This window comes from Arundinibacter roseus, assembly GCF_004348825.1.
Lineage (GTDB): Bacteria > Bacteroidota > Bacteroidia > Cytophagales > Spirosomataceae > Arundinibacter > Arundinibacter roseus.
This window is the reverse complement of record NZ_SMJU01000009.1, coordinates 266,212-273,483: the sequence shown is the minus strand read 5'-3', so window position 1 is coordinate 273,483 and position 7,272 is coordinate 266,212. Positions and strand designations below refer to the sequence as shown.

Annotated in this window: 6 protein-coding genes; all 6 read right to left on the bottom strand. The window is 46.7% G+C overall.

Features of this window, described 5'->3' with window-relative positions; translation table 11 throughout:
* Window positions 1–128: 128 nt before the first annotated feature.
* The 6 genes from EZE20_RS16100 to leuC all read right to left on the bottom strand — a co-directional run bounded on the left by EZE20_RS16100 (window position 129) and on the right by leuC (window position 7,119).
* Window positions 129–626 carry a hypothetical protein gene (locus tag EZE20_RS16100; RefSeq protein ID WP_132119493.1) on the bottom strand — a complete coding sequence of 166 codons (498 nt, stop codon included), beginning with the start codon at window positions 624–626 and terminating at the stop codon, window positions 129–131.
* Between the two features lie 144 nt (window positions 627–770).
* Window positions 771–1,925 (bottom strand): 2-isopropylmalate synthase, encoded by a 1,155-nt coding sequence (locus tag EZE20_RS16095; RefSeq protein WP_132119491.1) that lies wholly within the window; start codon window positions 1,923–1,925, stop codon window positions 771–773.
* 340 nt (window positions 1,926–2,265) lie between these two features.
* A complete protein-coding gene (gene leuB, locus EZE20_RS16090; RefSeq protein ID WP_132119485.1) occupies window positions 2,266–3,336 on the bottom strand; it encodes a 3-isopropylmalate dehydrogenase in 1,071 nt (356 codons plus the stop codon).
* An 80-nt stretch (window positions 3,337–3,416) separates the two neighbouring features.
* Window positions 3,417–4,982: an alpha-isopropylmalate synthase regulatory domain-containing protein gene (locus EZE20_RS16085; RefSeq protein WP_132119483.1), complete on the bottom strand. Its 1,566-nt coding sequence runs from the start codon at window positions 4,980–4,982 to the stop codon at window positions 3,417–3,419.
* A 36-nt stretch (window positions 4,983–5,018) separates the two neighbouring features.
* Window positions 5,019–5,615 carry a 3-isopropylmalate dehydratase small subunit gene (gene leuD / locus EZE20_RS16080; protein WP_132119481.1) on the bottom strand — a complete coding sequence of 199 codons (597 nt, stop codon included), beginning with the start codon at window positions 5,613–5,615 and terminating at the stop codon, window positions 5,019–5,021.
* A gap of 100 nt (window positions 5,616–5,715) precedes the next feature.
* On the bottom strand, window positions 5,716–7,119 hold the full coding sequence (gene leuC / locus EZE20_RS16075) for a 3-isopropylmalate dehydratase large subunit (protein ID WP_132119479.1): 1,404 nt from the start codon (window positions 7,117–7,119) through the stop codon (window positions 5,716–5,718).
* Between the last annotated feature and the right edge of the window lie 153 nt (window positions 7,120–7,272).

Genomic DNA, 7,272 nt, shown 5'->3' with positions numbered 1-7,272 from the left:
ACCTCTTTGACTACCCCTAATTTAAAGGACATTGAGTAATCTTTTTGGGTTCGCTTAACATACTTAGTTTCAGGTTGCTCTTGCATAGCTGTACAGTTTGTGTATCGCTATTTCAGGACCAGACATTTTCAGGAAAGTATCAGGCTTGGGCTTTTGGCCTGAGCTTTTTCTTTTTTGGTGGTAAAGTCAGGCAGCGTAATTTCGGAAAGTAACTGATCTTCCAGCAATTGGGCCCATGTAGAAAGATAAAGTACTACATCGTCGCGGAAATTATGGCGGAGGTATCGCTTTTCGGATGGAAGCCTTTCCAGAATCCTGCGGTCTGAGAGCTTTTCCAGATTTTTCAAATCGTCGGAAGTAAGCCCGGCATTCATCATTTCGGCAATCAAAAGATCAATTGGCAGTCCGCTTGTAGGGCAATAGTCGTTGAGTTGTTCGTTCCAGTCGCCCCGTCCTACGGCGAGGGCGTGCGCATGAATCTCGGCTTTGGTGAGCGTTGTAAGTTCTTGTGCCAGATTTCCGCAATTACAACTGCCCATGTGGCCCCATTGGTAAGGAGCTCCTTTTTGAAGGTTTTGGGCGGTTCGCCGCAAAGCGGCTATTAAATCAGGATTGGGGCGTGCCATAGGAATCGTACAAGGATTAAGTTATTTTTTTGTACTGTTTGTCCAGCAAAAATGTTTTGAAAAGATAGTTGTCAATAGTCAAAAATAAAAGTGGCTGACCCATTGGAGCCAGCCACTTTTGAAAAATATTGAAGAAAAATTCGATTAGGCTACTTCTACGGTACGAGCCAATTCTACCAAATCGCCATCATTTACTTCTTTTTTAACATCAGCTACATCCAGAAATCGCCGATACACATCATTCAGAATTGTTTGTTCAAACGAATATCCGAGCAATTCAAGCCGGTGTTTCAGGGCGTGCCGACCGCTGCGGGCAGTCAACACAATATCAGATTTATCGACCCCTACATCCTGCGGATTCATGATTTCGTAATTCAGCGAATTTTTCAAAAATCCATCCTGATGAATCCCTGATGAATGCGCAAAAGCATTGCGGCCCACGATAGCTTTGTTGGCCTGAATGGGCATACGCATCATTTTTGATACCAACTGACTTGTCGGATAAATCATCGGCGCTGTAATTCCTGTTTCCAGACCAAGTTCTTTGTGTACCTGCAAGGCCATCACGACTTCTTCCAGAGAGGTATTTCCGGCGCGCTCACCAATTCCGTTGACGGTTACCTCCACCTGCCGGGCGCCTTCGCGTATACCCGCAAGGGCATTGGCCGTGGCAAGGCCAAGGTCGTTGTGGCAATGAATGGAAATAGTGGCTTTATGAACGTTCTTTACATTTTCAAAAATATAGCGAATCTTAGCCCCATATTCCTCGGGCAGGCAGTAGCCGGTTGTGTCGGGGATATTCACCACCGTTGCACCGGCTCCAATTACGGCTTCTACAAGCTGAGCGAGGAAAGTCAGATCCGCACGGCCGGCATCTTCGCAGTAAAACTCCACATCTTCAATCCGTTTTCGGGCATACTTGGTAGCATCGATTGCGCGCTCAATGATTTTTTCGCGGGTCGTATTGAACTTATGCTGAATATGAATGTCTGACGAACCAATTCCGGTATGAATTCTACCACGTTTGGCGTATTGAAGGGCGTCGGCCGCCGCGTCAATATCGCTTTGAACAGCCCGTGAGAGTGCGCAAATCGTTGGTTCTTTTACGGCTTTTGAGATTTCGACCACCGACCGGAAGTCGCCCGGACTCGATACGGGGAATCCAGCTTCGATTACATCTACCCCGAGCTTTTCGAGTTGCTTAGCTACCACAATTTTTTCTTCGGTGGTTAATTGGCAACCCGGCACTTGCTCGCCGTCGCGTAGTGTAGTATCAAAGATGTAAACTCGCTGACTCATTTGGGGAATGTTTTAAATATAGTTGAAGTACGAAATTACGAATTTTCATTCAATTAAAAACCCTTTCTCGGCCTGAGAAAGGGTTTTTGAAATGCTATAATCAAACCTTTCTCACTAGCTGTAAGTGAAAAGCAGGAGAAGATTTTGACGGTTAATTAAATAATTTGCCATGGAAATTTAGACTTGCGAAATTTCGCCCGCTGCGATTTTCTACTGCAAAGTTAGAAGAAGATTTCAATTTTGCAAATCTCATCCAAAAAAACGCTAACCTGCTTTTGCATAAGTTTTACCTCTCTTTTGTAGCTTAATTATGAAATTAATTTCCTGGTTAAGCAGTCTGTTACAAAAATTTCAGCAAGGCTTCGCCTGCGGCTTCGGTGCCCATCAGTAGATAAGCAGGTGTATTGGCATCAGCGATATCACGTGTGCGCATGCCGGATTTCAAAACAAGATCAACAGCATTAATGATAGCGTCAGACTCTTCTTTCAGACCGAATGAAATATCCAGCAAAAGAGCTGCTGACAAAACTGAGGCCATTGGATTTGCCACGCCCATGCCCGTGATGTCGTGTGCTGACCCGTGAATAGGCTCGTACACGCCTGTGCCGTCGCCGATAGAAGCAGATGCCAACATTCCCATGGAACCCGCAATCTGACTCGCTTCGTCGGTCAGAATATCGCCAAAAAGATTGGCTGTAACTACTACATCAAACCGCCGGGGATCCTTGATCAGCAGCATTGCGGCTGAATCTACGAACTGATGTTCTACCGTAACTTCGGGATATTCCAGGGCTACACGCTGAACTACTTCACGCCACAGCCGGCTGGTTTCCAGAACGTTGGCTTTATCGACCGACATGAGTTTTTTGCCACGCGTCATGGCTGCGTCGAATGCTTTGCGGGCAATGCGCTCCACTTCGTAGGTACTGTACGAAGCGATGTCGTAGGCAGTGTTTCCGTCGTCTTTGCGGCCTTTTTCTCCAAAGTAAATATCGCCGGTCAGTTCACGGAAAAACAGAATGTCAGAACCTTTTAAAATCTCGGGCTTGATGGAAGAAGCAGAAAGCAGCTCGTCAAAAAGTTTGATTGGACGCAGGTTTGCATACAATCCCAGTTCTTTCCGCATTTTTAGCAGCCCTTGTTCAGGACGTACTTTGGCGCTCGGGTCATTGTCGTACTTAGGATGTCCCACAGCGCCAAATAAGACGGCGTCGGATGCCCGCATTTTTTCCAGGGTTTCGTCCGGCAGCGGATTTCCCGTGGCCTCAATCGCCACATGACCGATCAGGGCCTCATCGTAGGTAAATTCGTGGTTAAATTTTTCCGCAATACGTTCCAGTACTTTTTTTCCAACTGCGGTTACTTCTTGTCCGATGCCATCACCGGGCACCACCAAAATATGTTTTTTCATGCTGATTGGTTAGGTGAAAAGGATTACTCGTTTTTTCACCGGAGGTTTTATGTTTAAGTAAAAAATCAGGTCGTACGATATTATTTTGTACTAAGAATTGCCTTCGGAACGGGCAATCCAGCCAGAGGAGGAAGCCCGATCAGATTCAGCATTTTTTGAGTTGCTTTAATGGCCGACACCGTTTGGTCAGAATCCAGGCCTCTGGTTTTTACATCTTTACCATTAATGCACCAGGTAATAATGGTTTCGCAAAGGGCATCCGTTTTTCCACCCGGAGGAATCCGCACGGCATAGTCAGTAAGCATGGGAAGGTCGGTATGCAGTTGCTCATAAATTTTTTTGAGTGCATTCATAAATGCATCATACTGCCCATCGCCCTGCGCATTTTCTTCATAAACCGTCTCGCCGATTTTGACCTGCAAAGTAGCCGAAGGTTTGAGGTTGCTGGCGTGCGTAAGGACGTAATTGACAATCGAAACACGTTCTTCTACGGTACTGCTGTCGAGCACATCCGAAATAATGTACGGCAAATCCTCGGGCGTGACCACTTCTTTGCGGTCGCCAAGCTGAATGATTCGTTGGGTTACTTTTCGCAAATCTTCATTGCTTAGTGTAATTCCCAGATCGCGCAAATTATTTTCAATATTGGCTTTTCCCGACGTTTTTCCCAACGCATACAACCGCTGCCGCCCAAAGCGCTCAGGCATTAGCCTGCTAAAATACAGGTTGTTTTTCTTGTCGCCGTCGGCATGAATTCCAGCGGTTTGCGTGAATACATTTTCTCCCACCAAAGGTTTATTGGAAGGAATTCGTATGCCCGAAAACGTTTCTACAATTTTACTGACCGAGTACAGCGACTTTTCCACTACGGACGTTTTTACCTCCGGCATGAAGTCGTTTAGTACTGCAATAGCGCTTGCCAAAGGTGCATTTCCGGCCCGTTCGCCCATGCCGTTGACTGTCAGGTGCAGTCCCTGCACACCTGCTTTGGTAGCTTCCAGTACGTTGGCCGTGCTCAGGTCGTAGTCGTTATGTGCATGAAAATCAAAGTGTTGCTCCGGGTATTTATCTACAATACTTTTTACATATACATAGGATTCTGCCGGAGTGAGTACCCCCAGCGTATCTGGCAACATGATGCGTTTGATGGGCAACGTTTTTAAAAAATCAAGTGCCTCAAACACGTACTCGGGCGAGTTGCGCATGCCATTGCTCCAATCTTCCAGATACACATTGGTATCAATTCCGACGGCTTGGGCGTGTTCAACGACTTGCTGGATTTCTGCAAAATGTTGCTGCGGAGTTTTTTTGAGCTGATGCGTCAGGTGATTCAACGAGCCCTTTGTGAGCAGGTTCATGACTCGCGCTCCGGCGCTTTGCATCCATTCAATGGAGCTCATGCCGTCCACAAAAGTCAGTACTTCAATTTTGTCCAAATACCCAAATTGATCAGCCCATGCCGTAATTTTCTTTACAGCCAGCAGTTCTCCGTCAGACACCCGCGCGGAGGCAACTTCCAGCCGATCTACTTTTACTTCCTGCAATAAAAGCTGGGCAATCGTTAATTTTTCGGAGGCAGAAAACGACACTCCGCTGGTTTGTTCACCATCGCGGAGCGTCGTATCCATTATTTCAATATATCTCATAAATTCTGGCCAGAGTTAACAGCCCTCCGGTGAAGGTTAGTACAAACTGGCGGCTGTGAAGGCGGTTATTTCCTCTTTCATGGCTTGCAGATAATCAATATCATCAAAACCATTCATCATATTATGTTTTTTATAGCCATTGATGTCGAAGCTTTCCTGCTCGCCAGTTGCCAGAATGGTAATCGTCTGTTCGGGCAGATTTACCTCAATCTCTGCATTTGGATCAGCTTCGATGGCCAGGAATAATTTGTCCAGAAATTCGGCACTTATCTGCACAGGCAAAATGCCAATGTTGAGTGCATTTCCTTTAAAAATATCGGCAAAAAAGCTGGATACCACGCAGCGGAATCCGTAGTCGTAAAGCGCCCAGGCGGCATGCTCGCGACTGGATCCGCTACCGAAGTTTTTGCCGGCAACCAATATTTTTCCGGAATAAATCGGATTGTTTAGTACAAAATCCGCTTTCGGCGTTTCGTCATTCGCATAACGCCAATCGCGAAACAGGTTGTCGCCAAAACCTTCCCGCTTGGTAGCTTTCAAAAAGCGCGCAGGGATGATCTGATCAGTGTCTACGTTCTCAATCGGAAGAGGAACGGCAGAACTTGTAAGGACTGTGAATTTATCGTAAGCCATGATTTATAAAGCTTTTTGGGGCTTGATACCGAGCCAGTTACTATTGTTTGGCCCGGCAGAAAATCCCGATTGATTGGTCTGATTTTACTAAATTAACTACTTACAAAAACTCGCGGGGATCCGTAATTTTTCCTGTGACAGCGGCCGCAGCGGCTACGAGCGGGCTCGCCAGTAAGGTCCGTGCACCGGGCCCCTGACGGCCTTCAAAGTTACGGTTTGAGGTACTGACGGCGTATTTGCCCGCCGGTATTTTATCTTCATTCATCGCAAGGCAAGCCGAGCAACCCGGCTGACGCAACTCAAATCCGGCTTCGGTCAGAATATCCAAAATACCTTCTTCCTTAATTTGCGCTTCTACCACGTGCGAGCCAGGTACGATCCATGCCGTTACGCTATCCGCCTTTTTACGACCTTTTACAATCGAGGCAAACGCCCGGAAATCTTCAATGCGACCATTGGTGCAGCTGCCAATAAATACATAGTCGATGGCTTTGCCAATCATGGAGTCATTTTCCTGAAAGCCCATGTAATTCAGCGCTTTGTCATAGGTTGACTTCCCGCCTTCCATTTCTTCGGCTGTGGGTATATTGCGGGAGATGCCTGTACCCATGCCTGGATTTGTTCCGTAGGTAATCATCGGTTCAATATCGGCAGCATCGTATACATATTCTTTGTCAAAAGTGGCATCAGCGTCAGTTTTCAACGTTTTCCAGTAAGCCACGGCTTTTTCCCAGGCCTCGCCTTTTGGCGCATGTTCACGGCCATTTAGGTAGGCAAAAGTCGTTTCATCAGGAGCAACCATGCCGCCCCGGGCACCCATTTCGATACTCATATTGCATACCGTCATGCGGCCTTCCATGCTCATATTCTCGAAAACTTCACCGGCATATTCAACGAAATAACCCGTAGCGCCTGCCGAAGTAAGTTTTGAAATTATGTATAGAGCTACGTCTTTGGGCGCCACCCCCTTGCTCAAAGAACCGTTCACTTTGATGCGCATTTTCTTTGGTTTGGGCTGCATGATACACTGCGAAGCGAGCACCATTTCTACTTCCGACGTTCCGATTCCGAAGGCAATTGCCCCAAAAGCTCCGTGCGTAGAGGTGTGCGAATCGCCGCAGACGATTGTCATGCCGGGAAGCGTAATGCCGTTTTCTGGCCCGATGACGTGTACAATACCGTTTTTGTGGTGACCAAGGCCCCAATGCGAAATTCCGTATTTGGCGGTATTGGTTTCGAGGGCTTTGAGCTGCTTGGCCGAAAGTGGGTCTTCTACCGGTAAGTGCTGATTAATGGTTGGCGTGTTGTGGTCGGCGGTGGCAAATGTGCGCTCCGGGTAAAGTACGCCAATACCCCGATTTTCAAGGCCCAAAAAGGCAACAGGGCTCGTAACTTCGTGAATGAAATGGCGGTCAATAAAGAAAATATCAGGGCCGTCTTCAATTTTACGTACCACGTGGGCATCCCACACTTTATCAAATAGAGTTGTTGGTTGGTTTTGCATAAAGGTTATTCAGTTATTTCTTTAATTATTGTTTTCTACAAACGTTGCGCTTCTCCGAAGCTTTTTTGTTTGTGTTTATTGTTTACAAACGTTGCGCTTCTCCGAAGCTTTTTTGTTTGTGTTTATTGTTTTCTACAAACGTTGCGCTTCTCC